Raw genomic sequence first — 17,684 nt, forward strand, 5'->3', positions numbered from 1 at the left:
TTAACGCTACCGGGCGCGAACCGTTCTCGCTTTCCGACATGGTTTCGTCGTGATCACATCTGGGCTGCGGTCGACGGCGGATACACCATGTTAGCCTGCCCTAACCAGTCCACGGCGACGTGCTTCGCCGACCGAACCGAAAGGTTGCTGACCGATGCTCCTTCCCGCCAGGACGCTGCGCACGTCCATGGTTATCGCGGCGGCGGCGATGGCCGCTACCGTCTGGCTCACCGGCTGCGGCTCCGACGACAAGTCCGACGCCAAGGCCACGAGTACCACTTCTGCCGCCGCGTCCACCAGCGCCGCAGGTCACAGCGACCACGGCAACGCCGCCGCACCCACCGCCGAAACCCTCACCGCCGTCCTGGATGCCCTTTCCGATCCGGCGAAACCCACCTCCGAGAAGACCAAGCTGATCGTCGACGGCGAAAAGCGCGCCGCCAATATCGACCAGATGAACCAGGCGCTCGGCAACTACGGCAAGCTCACCTACGCGGTCGCCGACATCACCACCAGCGGCAATTCCGCGACCGCCCAGGTGACCATCACCTCACCGCACGGCACCGCCCCAGCCATGCCCCTGACCTGGGAACATGTCGACGGCACCTGGAAGCTCTCGGACGCCAGCGGCTGCCTGATGCTCGGCTTCGCGCAGGCGCCCTGCGTGCCCGCCTGATTCAGCCCTTCGACGGGCGACGCTGCGGCTTCGGGGTGACCGTCCCCTCGGCGAGCCGCCGCGCGCTGACCAGGAAGGCGGTGTGGCCCTGCATGCGATGTTCGGGCCGCACCGCCAGACCGACCACATGCCAGCCCCGCACCATCGATTCCCACGAACGCGGCTCGGTCCAGCACTCCTGCTCACGCAGTGCCTCGACCACTTTCGACAATTGTGTGACGGTCGCCACATAGACGATCAGTACACCGCCGGGGACCAGCGCTTTGGACACGGCGGGTAGCGCGTCCCACGGGGCGAGCATGTCCAGGACGACGCGATCGACCGGCGGGCCGTCGTAGGCGGCGACATCCGCGACGGTGATCGACCAGTTGTCCGGCCGCTCGCCGAAGAAGGTCTCCACATTGCGGATCGCGTGTTCGGCATGGTCCTCGCGGATCTCGTAGGAGACCACCTGGCCCTGCGGGCCGACCGCGCGCAGCAGCGAACACGTCAGCGCGCCGGAGCCCGCACCGGCCTCCAGTACGCGCGCGCCGGGGAACATATCGCCCTCGTGCACGATCTGGGCGGCGTCCTTGGGGTAGATGACCGCCGCACCGCGCGGCATGGAGAGCACGTAATCGATCAGCAACGGCCGCAACGCCAAATACGGTGTGCCATTGGTGGATTGGACGACACTGCCCTCATCGGCGCCGATCAGGTTGTCGTGTTTGATACCGCCGCGATGCGTGTGGAATTCCTTACCCGGTTCCAGCACCACGGTGTAGAGGCGCCCCTTGGCATCGGTCAGCTGTACCCGGTCCCCGATGGTGAATGGCCCGGTCCGTCTGGCCGTCATGTATCTCCGTTCGCTGGTCGTCGCTGCTGTCCGCACTGGGTGGCACCGGCGTGTCGGTGCGCCCGGATAGCCTGCCAGGTATGCATCCGCCGGAATCCACGCCCCCTGCCGACACCGCGCGGGAGGTCGCACCCGACCGTCCGCGTCCGGCGCTGTCACCTTCGCGGGCAATGGATTTCAAGCAGTGCCCGCTGAAGTACCGGTTCCGGGCGATCGATCGGATTCCGGAGCCGCCGACCCGGATCGCGGTGCGCGGCACGGTGGTGCACGCGGTACTGGAGGACCTGTACGGACTGCCCGCCGGGGAACGCCGGTTCGAACGGGCTGCTGAGCTTGTCGAGCCCGCATGGGCCCGGGTGCTGGCCGATAGACCGGAGAGTGCCGAAGTGGTCGCAGCGGACGGGCTGGCGGGCTTTCTCGGTGAGGTGCGCGCCTTCGTCGAGACGTACTACCGGCTGGAGGATCCGACCCGGTTCGATCCGGAGTCGTGTGAGTCGCGGGTGGAGGTCGAACTCGACGACGGTGTGCTGTTGCGCGGGTTCGTCGACCGCATCGATGTCGCGCCCACCGGGGAGCTGCGCGTCGTCGATTACAAGACCGGCCGGGCGCCCGGACTCGCCCAGGAGACCAAGGCCCTGTTCCAGCTGAAGTTCTACGCGCTGGTGGTACTGCGCACCCGCGGTATCCTGCCCACTCAATTGCGGCTGATCTACCTGGCCGACGAACAGATCCTCACCTATGCCCCCGACGAGGACGAACTGCTGCGCTTCGAACGCACTCTCTCGGCCCTGTGGCAGGCCATTCTGGCGGCGGGCCGGACCGGCGAGTTCCTGCCGAGCACCAGCTGGCTGTGCGGACATTGCAGCTACAAGAGTCTGTGCCCCGCATTCGGCGGCACACCACCGGTCTACCCGGGCTGGCCGGACAGTGGCACCGGTGAGTCACCGGAGGAAACCTTCGCCGAAGCGGTCGCCGACTAGCTCAACCGGCGAACAGATTCAGATCGAGGCCGTGCGAGCCGAGCGCGGCGATAACGCCGATGAGCACAAGTACGCCGACGGCATCACCGATCACGATGAGCGCATTGCGAAGCCGCCACCACGCCCCGATCGACTCGACACTCGGTTTCACTGGGGTCCTCCCCTGTCCGCGCTCGAACGACTGCCCGTCCGAGGTGTTCCATAGTTGTTTCGCCGAACATGCCCCCAGTGTTGACGGCGAAGCATGAAGTTTTCGTGAGTTCGGTCCTGAACTGAACGCATACAATGCCGCCGTGGTGCTCGCCGGGGTGACCGGCGAGCACCGAAACGGCAGGTTGCCGGAGCGGATCTACGCGGTGAAGTTGTGGAACAGCAGCACGGACAGGCCCAAGCCGACAGCCAGATTGAAGACGGCCGCGGATCCGAAGACCACGACCGGACGCCAGCCCGCCTCGCGCAGGCCGCGCAGCGAGAACTCCAGGCCGATCGAGACGAATGCGAAGATCAGGAACCAGGTGCGCAGATCGTTGACGATCGCGATATGCGCCGCGCCGGTCTTCTTGTCCACCGACTGCAGATACAGCGTGCCGATGACGGACGCGGCGACGAAGCCGATCACGAACTTCGCCGAACCGCTCCCAGAACTGACGCACCGACGGCCGGGCCGCGCCGGGAACCGGATCGTGAAGTAGGCGGTGAGCGCGATGGCGACAATGCCGATGAGCGCATTCTGGGTGGTCTTCACGATGGTGGCGATCTACAGGGCCTTCTCCCCCGCGATCGCACCCGAGGCCGCAACCGCCGCGGTCGTATCGATATGCAGCGCCTGCACGATCGACGGCCCCGCCGCGGTCACCAGGATCTTCAGATTGATCGATGCGCCGAGTAGCACCACACCGGTCTTGATGAAGAATTCGGTGCGGAATCCGGCCGAAAGGCGTTCCCGGAGACCGGGTTTCGCGAATGCGACATTGCTGATCAGGCCGATGGCAATGGCGTACACCGGGAATTCGATCGACTTGGCGATCCGGTCGAACGGTGTACCGACGGCCCACTGCGGCACGTGTGTGTCGAAGTAGCGGGTCAGCGCGCCGAGCAGGATGACGGCTGCGATACCGACGCCGATCTCGACGACTGTCGGGCGTCAAAACGACTGCAGTGCAGCGGTTTCGGATCGTACCGCAGCCTCATCGACTGCGTTCGTCTCGGTCCTGGCGTCGCGCTCCGACATCACGGCACCAACCAATCCGGGATTGCGCCGACCAGGACCAGTGCGATGAGAACCAGGCCGACGATGGCGGCCAGCCAGTCCTCATTCCATGCGAATGTGCTGCCCGACGGTTTCGCGGGCGGTGTCTGCGACACGGTGGTACTCCTTGCATCTCCTCATCGAGGCCGCAACGTACCAATCAATCGCAGGTGAGCACACCGATTGCAATCGCGATGAATCGATCACTCACACAAAACAACTCGGCCCCGCCGAGTAGCGGGGCCGAGTGGGCGAAATCGGGTCAGAAGGCGCGGCAGGAGCGGATATCGAAGGCCAGGATCGCCTTCGCGCCTAGTTCGGCGAGCTGGTCCATCACCTCATTGCCCTGCTTGCGCGGCACCATGGCGCGGATGGCGACCCAGTTCGAATCGGCGAGCGGGGATACCGTCGGCGACTCCAGGCCGGGCGTGATCTTGACCGCCTCCTCCAGGAGCTCCTTCGGGCAGTCGTAGTCCAACATGATGTACTGCTGACCGAATACGACGCCCTGGATGCGCGCGATGAGCTGATTACGGGCCCGTTCGTTCTGATCGGAGCCGGTGCGCTCGATGAGCACGCCCTCCGAATCGCACAGGGTCTCGCCGAAGGCGACCAGATTGTGCTGGCGCAGCGTGCGGCCCGAGCCGACCACATCGGCGATGGCATCGGCCACACCGAGCTGGATGGAGATCTCGACGGCGCCGTCGAGGCGAATCACCTCGGCCTCGATGCCGCGCCGCTGCAGATCGCTCAGGACCAGATTCGGGTACGAGGTGGCGATGCGCTTGTCGTAGAGGTCCTCGACCTTCCATTCGCGCCCGGCCGGGGCGGCGTAGCGGAAGGTGGAGCGACCGAAGCCGAGTGCGAGCCGTTCCTGAACCGGCGCACCGGAATCCAGCGCCAGATCGCGGCCGGTGATGCCGAGATCGAGCTCGCCGGAGCCGACGTAGATGGCGATGTCCTTGGGCCGCAGGAAGAAGAACTCGACCTGGTTGGCCGGATCGAGGACGGTCAGGTCGCGGGAATCGGTGCGCTTGCGGTAACCGGCCTCGGCGAGGATCGAGGTGGCCGATTCGGAAAGTGCGCCTTTATTGGGGACTGCGACGCGCAGCATGGATGGGTCCTTTCGGGGAGGAGAACTAGGGATCGACGCGGCCGTCACAGATGTCGGTACACGTCTTCCAGCTTCAGCCCGCGGCCCACCATCAGCACCTGGACCCAGTACAGCAGTTGCGAAATCTCCTCGGCGAGCGCCTCGTCGCCCTCGTGCTCGGCGGCCAACCAGATCTCACCGGCCTCCTCGAGCACCTTCTTACCCTGGAAATGCACGCCCGCGTCCAATGCCGCCACGGTCCCGGACCCCTCGGGGCGGGTGACCGCACGATCTTGCAGCTCGGCGAACAGGGTTTCGAAGTTCTTCACGGTGAGCCATTGTTTCACAGCGCGTCTGAGAAACTCCCCGGGGGAAGTCGTCGACGCCGTCCTTCTCGGACGTCCGGTGCTCATCCCGGTGTCGGGTTGCGCCGGTTCCCGCGTCATCCGGGCTGGTTTCACACACCCGAGTGGGTGCCAGAGCCGTCCCGTCGGCGGGCGTTGTTATCCGGGGCTCGTGCTTCGGGCTCCCGGACTCGGGCACAGATCCAGTTGCTCGCCCCGAGTAGCGAGATTCACTGCGGCATTGAGATCGCGATCGAGGCGTGCCCCGCAGCCGCAGGTGAAGATGCGGTCGGCCAGTGTCAACCCGACAGTGCTGGCTCCACAACGTGAACATAACTGGCTCGACGGAAACCACCGATCGACCGTGAGCACATCGCCGCCGCGCCAGCCCTGTTTGTAGCGGAGTTGGCGGGCGAACTCGCCCCACCCGGCGTCACCGATCGCACGGGCCAGACACCGGTTGCGTAACATGCCCGCGATATTCAGATCCTCGATAACCAGCCGGTCGTGAGTCTTGACCAGCCGATTCGACACCTGATGCAGAAAATGCGCTCGAATATTGCGGATCCGGTGATGATGCCGCGCCAACCGGACAACGGCCGTACGGCGGTGACGGCTTCCCCTCTGTTTACGGGTGACCGACCGCGCAAGGCGGCGCTGCCGCGCCATCCCGGTTACGAGTGGTTTCGGTTGATCGGTAATCCGGTCAACCTCAGCCCCGTCACTGGTGGCGGCGACCAGGAATGCCGACAATCCCCGATCAACACCCACCCAGCCGCCCTCCTCGCCGCCGTCACGAACCGGATGCCGGTGCGCGGGATGCAAGTCAGTGGCCTCGGTAACGAGGCTGATCATCCAACGACCCGCCCGATACGACAGCGTCACCGACACGATCTTCGCCCGGCCTGCGGCGATCATCCGCCGCAACCGGCGCGTGTCCTCCTGCACCCGCACCGCGCCGATCACCGGCAAAGTCACCGACCGAGGGCCGTCCTCGCCGACTCGGATCATGGGCCGCCCACGGGGAGAGTGCTTGTTCCGCAGCCGAAACGATGGGACCGTCGACGATTTCAATTTGAACTTCGGAAACCCCACCCGGGGTCCGGCACGCTTTCCGGTCCGCGAATCCCGCCACGCCACCAACCCTCGTCCGAGGTTCACGGCAGCTTCCTCGAACACCTGCTGGCACACCTGATTTCGCCACCCGAGCCCGACCGCAACCAACGATGCCGACCCCGACGAATCGACCGCAAACACCCGTCCGGCCTGCTCGGTCTTCTTCCACGCATTGAACCCGTTGATGTGATCGAACCCGGTCCACGGCACCCGCACATCCTTGTTACGGCGACGACCCCGCAACGCCGCCTTCGTCATAGCAAGACATTGATTGAATGCGAACCGTGCCGCACCGGCATGGCGGACCAGCAGTGATGGCCGCTCGACGGTCGGGTCGAGACAGAACCGGAAACTCGTAAACCGCCCCACCGCAACAGCATCGCACGAGCCACCGACAACAAACGATCGCTGCCGTTCCCTGCGACGACGACGCCCCTGAAGACCAGAGCAGCACCGCTGAGTTCGCGGATGCCTGTGAGACCCGTGTCCAGTCCTGTTATCCCGCTCTTGACGCCATGCGTCCCCGTCGCCCCGGTGGGCCGGAGCGACGGCGACGCAGTGAGCGTGTCAGGCCTCGGTGAGGAGGGCCTCCACATCCGCTACGGCGGTGCGCAGGTGGTCGGCGAAGGCGTACATCTCGTCGGCGACCGGTTTCGGGGTGGCCAGGTAGATGTTCCAGCGGTCCGGCAGCAGGACGTAGGCGATGCCGATGCACTTCTGGCTGGTGGAGCCGAAACCGAAGTAGCGGATATTGACCGACGGGGCCGAACTGGTGCTCAGGTAGTCGTCGCGCATGATCGTCCAGCCGGGACTGGTGTAGAGCGGGATCGGTTCGGTGACGCCGAGTTCGGCGCCGCGCCGCCGCTGGATCCACTCGAGTTCCCAGAGATGCTGCTCAGGCGCATCACCCGCCTGACACTGCTTGGCCCGTTCGACATGCGCGCTCGCCGCGGTCCGCGCTGCGGCGAGCCGGTCGGCCTGTGCGACAGCCGGATCCTGCATGGCATCGACGAAGGCCACCATCTCCGGTGTCACCACCCGCATGGCCTCGGTGCGACCGTTGCGGTACTGCCTGGTGGCAATGGATTCGTAGGTGGCCCCGGTCAATCCCTTGCTGCGCCGGTGCGCCAGCTGATAGCTCAGCTGTGCGAACGCATCCGGTGAGATGCCGAGTTGCTTAGCGCGGGTGGTTCCGAACTCGAAAGATACTGTCGCGGTGGCGTTCTCGGCCGCATACCGGGAAAACGCCGCTCCAGCCGCCGCGATATCGGCGCGCTGCGCCGGATCGAGCACGAATTCGATCGGTTCGACCGGAGGCAACCCCTGCGGCTGCGCCCCGGCCCGTTCGGCGTGTTCGGCAGCCGGAGCCTGCAGCAGCGTGTCGACGAAGGACAGGATGGTGGTGCCGTCGAGACCGCAGTGCTCGATATTGATGCCTGCCTGACCATCGGCGAAGACGATGAACGATACCGACTTGTCGAACCAGCGGTTGGCGCTGTCACCGTGCAACAGCTGATCACAGGCATGCAGCTCGTCGCGCGGCGTGAAATCCTCCAGGCACAGTCCGAACAGCGCAGTCTCGATGGTGTCCAAGGCCGCGACATTGGCGGGTTCGGCCAGCAGTCCCTGTCGACTGACGGCCCATTCGGCCCGCGCCTTGGTGGTCAGATGACCGACGGCGGTATCGGTGCGGGCCGAGCGCGCCCCCGCCTTGAGCACCGCGCGCAGTCCGTCGGCGAGATCCTCCAGCGAGTAGGGCACACCGTCCGGACCGATCACCTCCATCCGGAACATGCTGCCGTGGAAGAACACGACGATATGCCTCGCGGCCGAGGGGCCGGGCCATTCGTCGCTGTAGGGCACCCGCACGGAATCCTGTGCCTCCCCCGGAATCCGGGTCTCGGAGAACAGGTACTTGTTCTGCCACATCGACAGCTGCTGTCCACGCTGGGTCACCGGCGGGATCGCCTCGATATCGAGCGCCAGCTTGTAATCGACCGCGGCCGTGATGATTCCGGCCGCCCGCTCCACCTGCGACGCGCCGGTCGAGGCGGCCAGTGCGGTGTCATCGCGGAACAGGAAGAAGAAGTTGGCATTCAATGCGGTGCGATCGCGACGGCCCAGGTAGCGCGACGGCCAGAACAGATCCAGCCAGCTCCCGACACCGGGGGTGGCGTCGTATTCGGCCAGTGCCGCGTGCAGCTTTCGGCCCGGACCATCGGGGCGAAGCAGGTCCGCTACCGCGGCTTCGGTGGTGGCGAATTCGTCGGCGGTCAGCAGTGGCGCACACCACTGCAGCAACCGCTCGCCGCTTTCCTCCAGCGTCGGCAGGGGCACCCTTGGCAGGTGGTCGTCGGCGGCGAAGGTGCGTTCGGTCAATGCGGGTCCTCGGGGTCGGCGTGTTTCGGTAACGGTCGCGAAATGTACAGGTTGGCGAGCAGCCAACCTGTGCTTTCCTGGCCAGCGGTGTCGATTCCGTTGGCGGCCAAGGCATTCAGCACCTGGGTGCGTTCATTATCGGATGCGAACTTGCGTTGTTCGAACACCCCGGGGGCTCGCTCGGTGCGGTAGCCGAGCGCGGCCAGTTCCGCGGCGATCGGTTCGAAACTGAACATGCGTAGTACGAAGTGTGCCATCCACGGCCGACGACGCGGGTGCGCCGTTGCCACCCGCGCCAGCGTCTTCTCGGTGACGTATCCGACGCAGCCGGTCGAGATGACGATATCCGCTGCCGCCAGCGTACGGCGTTGCGCTTCGGTCGGGTCGGTGGCCTCGAGATCCGCGTGCACCGTGTCGTGCAGGAATCCGGCTTCCTGGGCATAGGCCAGCGCTGGCCGGGCGGCATCCATGCCGATGAAGCGGACGCCGGGAAGCTGGTCGCGGGAGTCCAGGCGAGCCCGGTCGCGGGCGATGAGTGCGGCCTGGTCGGCGTCGTCCTCGGCGCCGCCGTAGTGTTCGGCGAGTTCGCTCACGGTGGTGTCGAAGCGCAGCAGGGCCGCGTTGACACCGTAGGAGCAACCGATATCGAGCACGGTCGGGCTGTCCACGCGCGCGGAGGCGCGGTATTCCCGAATCTGCTGCTGGAAGTGCGGCTTCGCCAGTTCCGGTATGCGGTAATCCAATTCGGCCATCCGGGCGTAATAATCGCGCGGATCGGGACGGTCGTAGATATCGTCGAAGGAAGCTTTTCCGGTCGTATGCAACGGCACTGGCATGTCGTCCCTCTCAGTCGAGCAACCGATCGCCACGGACGGCGTCGGCCGCGGCGGCTAGGTGATCGGGCAGCACCCGCCCGAACAATTGGCGGGTACGTTCCACGGTGCCGATGACACCGGGCCGATCGGTATAGGCGAAAATCGCCGAATGCCGTGCGGTGCCGCCCTCGACCGGTGAAACCCGGTGCAGCGAGAAGCGGCCCTGGAACAGTTGCAGATCCCCGGGCCGCAGATCGAGGTGCCGGATCAGCTGCGCACCGGATCCGGTGAGCACATCCCGCACATCGTCGAGGTTCTCGGCGTGGGGTGAGCGAATATTGGGGCAGTACTCGAAGATTCCACCGGTCTCGGCGGGCTGGGTCAACATACTGACGGTGAATTCATTGGTGTCGAAATGCCAGGGATGCGACATTCCAGGCGCCACCACATTCAGGCACAGTCCGGCCAAAGGGTCTGCGAATTCGTGCAATTCGGCCAGTCCGAAGCAGTCCGCGACGAAACGTTGGAACACCGCGCTGGTGTAGAGCCGGTGAATCAAAGCCTCGGCCGGAATGCGGTCGCGCGGGACGAAGGCATTGCCGCGTTCCAGCACGATGCGGCCCGGATGGCCTTGTGGCAGTTCGGTGTTCAGCGGAATGTTGTAGGCGTTGACGCGCTCGACCTTGTAGTGCGCATCCGGGGCCATCGCCTCGCCCTGTGCGCGCAAGGTGTCGATCAGCTCCGGACGGATGAACTCCCGCAGTACTGTGCAGCCACTGTCGGCAAGCTCCGCCCGCGCCCGCGCCACTGCTTCTCCCCACGCCGCGCCGGTCGGATCCCCCAGCGGATACCGTGCCGTATCGACGATCTCGTCCAGGACATCCGTCGCTGCCATGGCGTCATTTTGGTAGAGCAATCGGCGACACGCCCGGGATTCGACAAAGTTGCCGGTGACTACGGTCACACCTATCAACTGCACGCACATCCGTTGCGGCACAGTAACTCTCACTATGCCGAGGTCGGGAGTGTCGGCTCACAAACGGCAGGACTCGCGATCATGTTCCGTCGCGAAAAGCGCCCCGTGCTCGGGGGCGCGGTTCAACCTCTGACGCGTAGCGCGTCTTCCAGATCCCGCAGGGTCAACCCCACCAATGAATTACGGAATACCCGCCCCGGCGCCGCCGAAACCGCTATCTCACACGGGATCACGATGACCGCACAGCCCGCCGCACCCGCCGCGGCGGCACCGGTCGGCGAATCCTCCAGTGCCACACAGTCTCGCGGGTGCACGCCGAGCAGTTCGGCAGCGCGCAGATAGATCTCGGGTTCGGGCTTGCCGTGCGCGACTTCGTCCCCGCAGACCGAGACGTCGAAGAAATCGCGGCCCAGCGTATCCAATCCGAATTCTGTAAGCGACCGCTTGGTATTGGTGACCAATGCGGTCGCGAGGCCCGCGGTACGTACCAAAGAGAGCGCATCCTTCGCGCCGGGCCGCCACGGGATCGGGCCCGCCATCAACTCGGTCACCCGCCGCTCGATGAACTCACCGGCGGCCCGCACCGCCTCGGGCGTCGACTCGATACCCAAACCATCGAAAATGAGCCGCAAGGCGTTCGGTCCGGACGCGCCGATCAACGCGTGCCGCAGTTCATCGGTCATCTCGTGGCCGTGCGCCCGCGCCAATTCGCGCACGGCGACATCCCACAGCTTCTCCGAATCGAGCAGGGTGCCGTCCATATCCCACAGCACCCCGGCAAGTCGCGCCGTCACCCGATTCGTCTCCCTTTTCTATACACCCGAAGCGGCGATCAGCAGCCGCCCGTTGTCCGACGCGACCTGGATCCATCGGTTCTCCGACGAGGTCGAGCCGTTCTTCAGGTTATAGGTAAGCGAAACGACCGCCCGGTTCTCACCGTTCGGTGTGACGCCGCCCACGCTCACCGAACGAATGGTGGACCAGAACTGTGAGTAGGAGCCGAAGCCACCGGTCTGGGCCTGGTACGACGGCGTCAGCTCAGACCACCCGCCCTGCACATTGCCCGGCAGCATCCCGTAGTAACCGTAGACGAATTGCGAGATCCGATCCGGGGTGGCCGGACCGAACGGGGTGGTGGTGACGGTTGTCGGCGGTGCGGTAGTCGACGGCTTGGCCGACGGGGTCGGGGTCACCGTGGTGCTCGGCTGGGTGGTCGGCGCCGCCGTGGTCGTCGGCGCCTGCGGCTCGGGCTGACCCGGTTGGATCGCGATCGGTGACTCCGGTCCGGTCGCCGAACTACTGGTCGCTGGAGTCGGCGTCGTCGAGCCGCCCGCCGTACCGCCCTTGTCGTCGTTGTTCAGTGACGACACGATGACCGCGACCAGCACCAGCACCGCGACCGCCGCAGCCACGGCCACCGCGATCAGGCGGCCACGACTCTGCTCACCGTCGCCACCACCGCCGGGCAGGGTGCTGCCGGACTTCGGCGGCGCGGGCGGCGGCGCGACGGTGACAGCCGGTGCGGCCGGAGCCCCGAGCGCGACGACCTGCGTAGCGTCTTCCGTGTCACCCGACTTGTTCAGAACGGTGGTCGCATCCGCGCCGGGCGCGGGCAGCACCTTGGTCACCGTCGGGGTGGTCACCAGTGCCGGAGTCCGGCCCGCCGCAACGGCTTCCAGCGCCTCCTTGGCTTCGCGCATATTCGGGCGGCCGTCGATCGAGGCGGCCAGTAGCCGCATCAGCACCGGCCCGAGTTCCCCGGCGTGCCGCGGCGGCGGAATCTGCGCCCGCGCCGCGGCGTGCAGGACCGCGAGGGCGTTATCACCCTCACCGAACGGCGGACTGCCCTCGACCGCCGCATACAGCGTGGAGCCGAGCGCGAAGACATCCGAGGCCGGTTCCGGATTCTCGCCGCGCGCCACCTCCGGCGCGAGATAGGCGGGGGTGCCCGCCAGGAATCCGGTCGCGGTGACCGTCACGTCGCCGACGGCGCGCGAGATGCCGAAGTCGGTGATCTTCACCGTGCCGTCGTCACCGACGAGCAGATTCGCCGGTTTCACATCCCGGTGCATGATCCCGGCATCGTGTGCGGCAGCCAGCGCGCCCGCGGCCTGGGCCCCGATGCGGGCCACTTCGGTCGGTGCGAGGGTCCGCTTGCCCGCCAGTTTCACGGCCAGGCTCGGCGCGTTCATGTACTCCATGACCAGCCAAGGCTGGCCGTCCTCCTCGGCGACATCGAAGACGGTGATCGCGTTGGGATGGTGTAGTCGCGCGGCGATGCGGCCCTCCCGCATGGCCCGCAGCTTGGCCTCCAGGGCCTGGGACCGGGACAGACCGGGCGCGAGCAGCAGTTGCTTCACCGCGACAGTGCGGCGCAGCCGCACGTCGGTGGCCCGCCACACCACGCCCATGGCACCGGTGCCGATCGGATCCGTCAGCCGATACCGTCCAGCGATCAACCGGTCCGCTGTCATGGTGTTGTGCCCCTCCTGCTTGCCGCCGAGCCAATTCCGCACTCCGCGCGTAAGCGGAAATCTTCGAAAATGCTACGCGCCGAAGTCCTTTGCACCCGAATTGCCGCAGGACGTTCACATCCGCCGACTGCCCCGGATGCAGTTGCAACAGTTCCGACTTTGTCACACCCGACCGACATCCATCCACCGACGCGCGAACCCGGAGGCGTTACCCCAGGTCAGAGGCGCGTGGCCGATCGGATCCGCCCGCGCGTCGCATGCCCTCGTGTCGTCGGCGTCGGCATTCGATCCCACATATCACGAGGTAATCAAGGCCGTCACCGCATCGGAATCGGACCGATCGAACCGATTCCGATGGGGTGAGAATCACAACGCCCGGACCGGTCGGATAACGAATCCCGCCCGGAAACAGACTGGTCGGCGCTTACGCGTTGAAGTACTTGGCCTCCGGATGCAGCAACACGAACGCATCGGTCGATTGTTCCGGATGCAGCTGCAACTCCTCCGACAGGACGACGCCGATGCGGTCGGCCTCGAGCAGGTCGACCAATTTCGCCCGGTCCTCCAGTTCCGGGCAGGCGCCGTAACCGAAGGAGTAGCGGGCGCCGCGGTAGCCGAGTTTGAAGTACTCCTGTACATCCGAGGGGTCGGAGTCGGCGATCGAATGCCCTTCCAGCACCAGCTCTTCGCGGACCCGGCGGTGCCAGTATTCGGCCAGCGCCTCGGTGAGCTGGACGCCGATGCCGTGCACCTCGAGGTAGTCGCGGTAGTTGTCCGCCGCGAATAGCTCGTTGGCGAAGTCGGCGATCGGCTGGCCCATGGTGACCAATTGGAACGGCAGCACATCGACCTGACCGGTTTCGCGGGCGCGTTCGCGCGAGCGGATGAAGTCGGCTATGCACAGGAACCGGTCGCGCTGCTGGCGCGGGAAGGTGAACCGGTAGCGTTGCGGCGCATCGGGATTCGGCTCGGCCAGCACGATGACGTCATCGCCCTCGGAAACCGCGGGGAAGTACCCGTAGACCAGGGCCGCATGTTGCAGTACGCCTTCGGTGGACAGCCGGTCCAGCCAGTACCGCAGTCGCGGCCGACCCTCGGTCTCCACCAACTCCTCGTAGCTCGGCCCCTCACCGCCGCGCTGACCGCGCAGCCCCCACTGACCGAGGAATAGCGCGCGCTCGTCGAGCAGTCCCGAATACTCGTGCAGCGAAACGCCTTTCACCACGCGGGTGCCCCAGAACGGCGGCACCGCGACCGGCAGATCCGCGGCCACATCGGAGCGCGCGGGCACCTCGATCGGCACCTCGGCCGCCTTGCGCTGTTCGGCGATCCGTTTGGAACGCTCGTGCCGCGCCTTGCGCTCGGCCGCCTTCTCGCGTTCCGCGATCGCCTCCGGGCTGTCCGGATCAATGCCGCCGCCGCGCTTGCGGGTCATGATGTCGTCCATCAGCCGCAGGCCTTCGAACGCGTCGCGGGCGTAGTGCACATCGCCGTGGTAGACCTCGGTGAGATCGTTCTCGACATAGGCGCGGGTCAGCGCCGCACCGCCGAGCAGCACGGGGAACTGGTCGGCGACGCCCTTGGTGTTGAGCTCCTCCAGATTCTCCTTCATCACCACGGTCGACTTCACCAGCAGACCGGACATGCCGATCACATCGGCCTTCTTGTCGACGGCGGCGTCGAGAATGGTCGCGATCGGCTGCTTGATGCCGAGGTTGACGACCTCGTAGCCGTTATTGGACAGGATGATGTCGACGAGATTCTTGCCGATATCGTGCACATCGCCCTTGACGGTGGCCAGCACGATGCGACCCTTACCGCTGTCGTCGGTGGCTTCCATATGCGGCTCGAGATAGGCGACCGCTGCCTTCATCACCTCGGCCGATTGCAGCACGAACGGCAGCTGCATCTGGCCGGAGCCGAACAGCTCACCAACCGTCTTCATGCCCGACAGCAGCGTTTCATTGATGATCTGCAGCGGCGGCACCTCGGTCATGGCGGCATCGAGATCGGCCTCCATCCCGGCCTTCTCACCGTCGACGATCCGGCGTTCGAGCCGCTCGAACAGCGGCAGCGCCGCCAACTCCTCCGCGCGCGAGGCCCGCGACGACGAGGCCGACACACCCTCGAACAGCGACATGAGCTTCTGCAGCGGGTCGTAGCCGTCACGGCGGCGGTCGTAGACCAGGTCCAGTGCGGTCTCGCGCTGTTCCTCCGGAATGCGGGCGATCGGCAGGATCTTGGAGGCGTGCACGATCGCGGAATCCAGTCCGGCCTCGACGCATTCGTGCATGAAGACCGAATTCAGCACCTGGCGCGCGGCCGGATTGAGGCCGAAGGAGATATTCGACAGACCGAGGGTGGTCTGCACCTCGGGATGCTTCTGCTTGAGCAGCCGGATGGCCTCGATGGTTTCGACACCGTCGCGCCGCGACTCCTCCTGGCCGGTGCCCAGGGTGAAGGTCAGCGTGTCGATGATGATGTCGCTTTCGCGCAGACCCCAGTTGCCGGTGATATCGGCAATGAGCCGCTCGGCGATCTCCACCTTCTTCTCGGCGGTGCGGGCCTGACCCTCCTCGTCGATGGTCAGCGCGACCACCGCGGCGCCGTGTTCGGCGACCAGCTTCATCGTCTGCTGGAACCGGGATTCGGGACCGTCACCGTCCTCGTAGTTCACCGAGTTGACGGCGCAGCGACCACCGAGATGTTCCAAACCGGCCTGCAGGACCGGGGTCTCGGTGGAGTCGAGCATGATCGGCAGGGTCGACGCGGTCGCCAGTCGCGACGCCAGCGCCGACATATCCGTGGTGCCGTCGCGTCCGACGTAGTCGACGCACAGGTCGAGCATATGCGCGCCGTCGCGGGTCTGATCCTTGGCGATATCGAGGCATTTCTGCCAGTCCTCGGCCAGCATGGCCTCGCGGAATGCCTTGGAGCCGTTGGCATTCGTGCGCTCGCCGATCATCAGAACGGAGGCGTCTTGTTCGAACGGCACCGCGGTGTACATGCTCGATACGCTCGGCTCGTGCACCGGTTCGCGACGCGCCTCCAGCGGCGGCAGCGTCGGTTCCACCTCGCGCACCGCCGCGGTGACCTGACGAATATGTTCCGGCGTCGTACCGCAGCAGCCGCCGACCAGCGCGAGCCCGAATTCGGATACGAAGCCGCGCAACGCGATTGCCAGCTCTTCGGGGGTCAGCGGGTATTCCGCGCCGTTCGCGCCGAGCACCGGCAGACCGGCATTCGGCATGACCGACACCGGAACCGTCGCGTGCCGGGACAGATGGCGCAGGTGCTCGCTCATCTCGGCCGGGCCGGTGGCGCAGTTCAAGCCGATCATGTCGATACCGAGCGGCTCCAGCGCGGTGAGCGCCGCGCCGATCTCACTGCCGACCAGCATGGTGCCGGTGGTCTCCACCGTGACGTGGGTGATGATCGGAATGCGCCGCCCCAACTGGACCATCGCGCGCTGGCTTCCGGTCACCGCGGCTTTCACCTGCAAAAGGTCCTGGCAGGTCTCGATCAGGATGGCGTCCGCACCGGCCTCGAGCATGCCGAGCGCCGCCTCGGTGTAAGCATCGCGCAGCGCGGTAAAGGGGGCATGACCCAGTGTCGGCAGTTTGGTGCCCGGTCCCATCGAACCCAGCACGTACCGCGGGGTGCCATCCGCGCTCGGGCCCATCTCGTCGGCGACCTCGCGGGCCAGGCGGGTGCCACGCTCGGACAGATCGCGAATCCGGTCGGCGATGTCGTAGTCGGCGAGGTTCGGCAGATTGCAGCCGAAGGTATTGGTCTCGACCGCGTCCGCACCGGCCTCGAAATACGCGCGATGGATATTGCGCAGTACATCGGGGCGGGTGTCGTTGAGGATTTCGTTGCAGCCCTCCAGACCACGGAAGTCGTCCAGGGTCAGTTCGGCCGCCTGCAACATCGTGCCCATCGCACCGTCGCCGATCACGACACGCCGCCGGAGCGTGTCGAGAAGGGTGGTATCGAAGGCGACTGGGCTGGACTCAGACATGTGATCAAGCGTAGTGGGCCGCTACGACATGCCGAACCACCGTACCGGTGTCGGGCGCCACACCTGCCCAGACAGATGAACCCGACGGTGCCGCGCCGACTGCGCAAATTCAACACCGCGTGCTCACACGCCGTAGGCTGACCGGGGTGAACTCCAGTGAATCTCCGGTGTCACCCGAGCCGGAACTGCCGACATTGCGGGAACCTGTGCTGGTCGCCGCCTTCGAAGGCTGGAACGACGCGGGTGATGCGGCAAGTGGTGCCGTCGAGCATCTGGAACTGATCTGGGATGCCGAGCCGCTGGCCGAACTCGACTCCGAGGACTATTACGACTACCAGGTCAATCGGCCTACGGTACGTCAGGTCGACGGTGTGACCAGGGAAATCCAGTGGCCCTCCACCATGCTCTCGGTCTGCTCGCCGCCCGGCAGCGATCGTGATGTGGTGCTGCTGCGCGGTATCGAACCCAATATGCGCTGGCGCAGCTTCTGCGCGGATCTGCTCGAGTTCATCGAACAACTCGGCGTGCAGACCGTCGTCATACTCGGCGCGCTGCTCGCCGACACCCCGCACACTCGCCCGGTACCGGTCACCGGATCGGCATATAGCAAGGAAGCCGCCGAGCGGTTCAGCCTGGAGCAGACCCGATACGAGGGACCGACCGGCATCACCGGTGTGCTGCAGGATCAGTGTGTGAAGGCGGGCGTACCCGCCGTCTCGTTCTGGG

General features: G+C 65.9%; 17 protein-coding genes. 3 read left to right on the forward strand and 14 right to left on the reverse strand.

Annotated features, from left to right (window positions below; all coding sequences use genetic code 11):
• The first annotated feature begins 154 nt into the window (after positions 1-154).
• On the forward strand, positions 155-676 hold the full coding sequence (locus NP3_RS02085) for a WKL family lipoprotein (RefSeq protein ID WP_063037209.1): 522 nt from the start codon (positions 155-157) through the stop codon (positions 674-676).
• 1 nt (position 677) lies between these two features.
• Here NP3_RS02085 and NP3_RS02090 read toward each other — a convergent pair whose 3' ends face one another.
• Positions 678-1,511, reverse strand: a complete 834-nt coding sequence (locus NP3_RS02090) for a tRNA (adenine-N1)-methyltransferase (RefSeq protein ID WP_040691664.1) — start codon at positions 1,509-1,511, stop codon at positions 678-680.
• 80 nt (positions 1,512-1,591) lie between these two features.
• Here NP3_RS02090 and NP3_RS02095 point away from each other — a divergent pair, with 80 nt between their 5' ends.
• The gene (locus tag NP3_RS02095; RefSeq protein ID WP_063037211.1) at positions 1,592-2,491 is read left to right on the forward strand and encodes a RecB family exonuclease; all 900 of its coding nucleotides are present in this window, start codon (positions 1,592-1,594) and stop codon (positions 2,489-2,491) included.
• 1 nt (position 2,492) lies between these two features.
• Here the strand turns inward: NP3_RS02095 and NP3_RS47555 are convergent, their stop codons facing one another.
• The 13 genes from NP3_RS47555 to metH all read right to left on the reverse strand — a co-directional run bounded on the left by NP3_RS47555 (position 2,493) and on the right by metH (position 16,958).
• Complete coding sequence (locus NP3_RS47555) at positions 2,493-2,642, reverse strand: hypothetical protein (protein ID WP_157123999.1); 150 nt, start codon at positions 2,640-2,642, stop codon at positions 2,493-2,495.
• A gap of 198 nt (positions 2,643-2,840) precedes the next feature.
• Positions 2,841-3,236, reverse strand: coding sequence for a putative sulfate exporter family transporter (locus NP3_RS50205; protein WP_245720766.1), 396 nt, complete (start codon positions 3,234-3,236; stop codon positions 2,841-2,843).
• A gap of 12 nt (positions 3,237-3,248) precedes the next feature.
• Positions 3,249-3,554, reverse strand: a complete 306-nt coding sequence (locus NP3_RS50210) for a YeiH family protein (RefSeq protein ID WP_245720767.1) — start codon at positions 3,552-3,554, stop codon at positions 3,249-3,251.
• Positions 3,555-3,721: 167 nt separating this feature from the next.
• A complete protein-coding gene (locus tag NP3_RS51095; protein ID WP_281005226.1) occupies positions 3,722-3,856 on the reverse strand; it encodes a hypothetical protein in 135 nt (44 codons plus the stop codon).
• Between the two features lie 146 nt (positions 3,857-4,002).
• Positions 4,003-4,854, reverse strand: a complete 852-nt coding sequence (hisG, locus tag NP3_RS02105) for an ATP phosphoribosyltransferase (RefSeq protein ID WP_063037213.1) — start codon at positions 4,852-4,854, stop codon at positions 4,003-4,005.
• Between the two features lie 44 nt (positions 4,855-4,898).
• The gene (locus NP3_RS02110) at positions 4,899-5,180 is read right to left on the reverse strand and encodes a phosphoribosyl-ATP diphosphatase (RefSeq protein WP_174415078.1); all 282 of its coding nucleotides are present in this window, start codon (positions 5,178-5,180) and stop codon (positions 4,899-4,901) included.
• A gap of 156 nt (positions 5,181-5,336) precedes the next feature.
• Positions 5,337-6,662 (reverse strand): RNA-guided endonuclease TnpB family protein, encoded by a 1,326-nt coding sequence (locus tag NP3_RS02115; RefSeq protein WP_084508033.1) that lies wholly within the window; start codon positions 6,660-6,662, stop codon positions 5,337-5,339.
• Positions 6,663-6,860: 198 nt separating this feature from the next.
• Complete coding sequence (locus tag NP3_RS02120) at positions 6,861-8,672, reverse strand: choline/carnitine O-acyltransferase (protein WP_063037217.1); 1,812 nt, start codon at positions 8,670-8,672, stop codon at positions 6,861-6,863.
• Positions 8,669-9,508: a class I SAM-dependent methyltransferase gene (locus tag NP3_RS02125; protein WP_174566162.1), complete on the reverse strand. Its 840-nt coding sequence runs from the start codon at positions 9,506-9,508 to the stop codon at positions 8,669-8,671. The genes NP3_RS02120 and NP3_RS02125 overlap by 4 nt, the downstream gene beginning before the upstream one ends.
• A 10-nt stretch (positions 9,509-9,518) precedes the next feature.
• The gene (locus tag NP3_RS02130; RefSeq protein WP_063037223.1) at positions 9,519-10,382 is read right to left on the reverse strand and encodes a HalD/BesD family halogenase; all 864 of its coding nucleotides are present in this window, start codon (positions 10,380-10,382) and stop codon (positions 9,519-9,521) included.
• Positions 10,383-10,585: 203 nt separating this feature from the next.
• Positions 10,586-11,257, reverse strand: a complete 672-nt coding sequence (locus NP3_RS02135) for an HAD family hydrolase (protein ID WP_373864724.1) — start codon at positions 11,255-11,257, stop codon at positions 10,586-10,588.
• An 18-nt stretch (positions 11,258-11,275) separates the two neighbouring features.
• A complete protein-coding gene (locus tag NP3_RS02140; protein WP_063037227.1) occupies positions 11,276-12,937 on the reverse strand; it encodes a serine/threonine-protein kinase in 1,662 nt (553 codons plus the stop codon).
• A gap of 424 nt (positions 12,938-13,361) precedes the next feature.
• Complete coding sequence (metH, locus tag NP3_RS02145; RefSeq protein WP_063037219.1) at positions 13,362-16,958, reverse strand: methionine synthase; 3,597 nt, start codon at positions 16,956-16,958, stop codon at positions 13,362-13,364.
• 146 nt (positions 16,959-17,104) lie between these two features.
• Between metH and NP3_RS02150 the strand changes: the two genes are divergently transcribed.
• Positions 17,105-17,684 (forward strand): PAC2 family protein (locus NP3_RS02150; RefSeq protein WP_169814428.1); only part of this gene is annotated, 580 nt, incomplete at its 3' end.

Source organism: Nocardia pseudovaccinii NBRC 100343, assembly GCF_001613225.1.
GTDB lineage: Bacteria > Actinomycetota > Actinomycetes > Mycobacteriales > Mycobacteriaceae > Nocardia > Nocardia pseudovaccinii.